At 66.7% G+C, this 2,390-nt stretch carries 2 protein-coding genes; both read right to left on the minus strand.

The annotated features are described in order from the left end of the window. Positions 1-1,309, minus strand: a 1,309-nt coding sequence (locus tag D183_RS0111310; protein WP_039727212.1) for a peptide MFS transporter, incomplete at its 3' end; no start/stop codon positions are given. 294 nt (positions 1,310-1,603) lie between these two features. Beyond that, positions 1,604-2,390 (minus strand): tryptophan 2,3-dioxygenase (locus tag D183_RS24520; RefSeq protein WP_017909088.1); only part of this gene is annotated, 787 nt, incomplete at its 5' end.

Below are 2,390 nucleotides of genomic sequence, written 5' to 3' on the forward strand. Positions count from 1 at the left end.
CCAGCCGCACCGGCGCCAGCTTGGTCACCATCGACAACCCGATCGGCGACAGGCACAACTCGCCGATAGACTGGATGACGTAGACCATGAACAGGGTCCAGAACGGGATCTTGCCGTCCACCACCATTGACGACAGCGCGTACATCAGCAGTGCAAAGGCTGCACCGTTGAACAGCAGGCCGAGGCCGAACTTGCGCGGGATGGACGGATTGGCGCGGCCCATCGCCACCCAGATCCAGGCGATGATAGGCGCCAGGATGATGATCGCCACCGAGTTCACAGACTGGAACCATGCCGTCGGGAAGGTCCAGGCGCCGAACTGGCGGTTGACGATGTTCTCGGCCAGGAAGGTGAATGAACTGCCGGCCTGCTCGAAGAACATCCAGAACATCACGTTGAAGGCGAAGATGATCAGCATGGCAATCACGCGGTCACGCTGCACCTTGCCCTCGCGGATGCCCTCGATCAGCAACAGGACCGACAGCGCGGTGAACATCGCGCCCAGGATCCAGGCCAACGCGGTGGCACCGGAGGCCAGCAGGAAGTACGCCACCGGAATGGCGACCACCGCACCGACCAGCACCATGGCGACGCGACCGAGTCCTTCGGCGCCCACTGGCGCAGCGCCGATCCCCTTCAGGCCGGCCCGGCCGATGTAGAACCAAACCAGTGAGATCAGCATGCCCACGCCCGACGCGATGAACACGACCTTGTAGGACGGCGTGCTGTCGCTGCCGAACACCTTGCGCGCCAGGTACTCGGTGAACACCGGGGCGATCATCGCGCCGATGTTGATGCCCATGTAGAAGATGGTGAACCCCGAATCGCGGCGCGCGTCCTGGAGGCCGTAGAGCTTACCTACCATGGTGGAGATGTTCGGTTTGAACAGGCCATTGCCGACGATGATCGTGGCCAGGCCGAGCTTGAAGACGTGCTGCTGCGGCAGCGAGATCATGAACAGCCCGGCGGCCATGATGATCGCGCCTGTCAGGATCGAGCGCTGGTAGCCCAGCACCCGGTCGGCCACGTAACCGCCGAAGATCGCCGCGGCGTACACCAGTGCCAGGTAGGCCCCGTAGATGCGGCTGGCGTCGCCTTCGCCGTCGGCATTGCCGTTGTAGAACTGCGCCACGATGTACAGCACCAGCGCCCAGCGAATGCCGTAGAACGCGAAGCGCTCCCAGAACTCGGTCATGAACAGCATCCACAGCGGACGCGGATGCCCCAGCAGGGTCTTGAATTCGGGCGGTTGCGCTGACGGCGGCTGCGGTGAGGCGGGGTGATTCGACGCGACGACGTCAACGCTCATGCGGTGTTCCCTTGCGTATTCAGGATGGGCTGGGGCGGTGCGTCCGGCCAGGCCGGGCAACGGGCGAGGATCACCGAGCGACGGCGTGGCGTCAAATGCGCGGCCGGGCCGGGACTCGGGACCCGGAGCCCGGGACCCGGAAAGTCGGGCCCCCGAAGGCCAGGGATTCCGGGCGAGAAGGCGATGTGCGCATGCGCTACGCCCGGGTCCACGCGGCACGCCCCACGGAAAGACCAACGCCTCCGACCACGACGCAGCGCAGCAAGGCCGAGCGGCGCCTGCCAGCGCGCTCCACTACGGCGCTTGCGACGCCCCATCCGGGTCCCGGGTCCCGAGTCCCGGGTCCCGGCTTTCCAGCCCCACCGACGTCCGCACCTCGAACAGTTCCGGAAAGAAGGTCAGCGCCAGCGCCTGCTGCAGGAAGCCGACGCCGCTGGAGCCGCCGGTGCCGCGCTTGAAGCCGATCACCCGCATCACCGTGCGCATGTGGCGGAAGCGCCACAGCTGGAATTGGGTCTCCAGGTCCACCAGGTCCTCGCACAGCGCGTACTCGCGCCAGTAGCGGTCGGTGTTCTCGTAGATGCGCTCGAACACCGGGCGCAGCAGCGGGTCGCTGACGTGCGGCTGGCGCCAGTCGCGGGCGTGGTACGGCGCCGGCACCGCGTGGCCGAAGCGGGCCAGGTAGCGCAGGAACTCCTCGTACAGGCTGGGCGCCTCCAGCACCGCCTGCAGCGCCGCCTGGCCCTGCGGGTCGTGGTCGAACACCGGCAGCATCTGCGCGTTCTTGTTGCCGAGCATGAATTCGATGGTGCGGTACTGCAGCGACTGGAAGCCGGAGGACGGACCCAGCACGTCGCGGAAGCCCATGTACTCGGACGGGGTCAGGGTCTCCAGCACCGACCACTGCTCGGTCAGCAGGCGCAGCACCTGCTTGCTGCGCGCCAGCACCTTGCGGCACTGCCACACCTGGTCGCGCTGCAGGTGCCCGATCGCCGCGCCCAGCTCATGCGCCAGCAGCTTCAGCCATAGCTCGGAGGTCTGGTGCTGGACGATGAACAGCAGTTCGTCGTGGTGCGGCGGG

The sequence above is a fragment of the Xanthomonas sp. SHU 199 genome (genome assembly GCF_000364665.1).
Taxonomy (GTDB): Bacteria; Pseudomonadota; Gammaproteobacteria; order Xanthomonadales; family Xanthomonadaceae; genus Xanthomonas_A; species Xanthomonas_A sontii.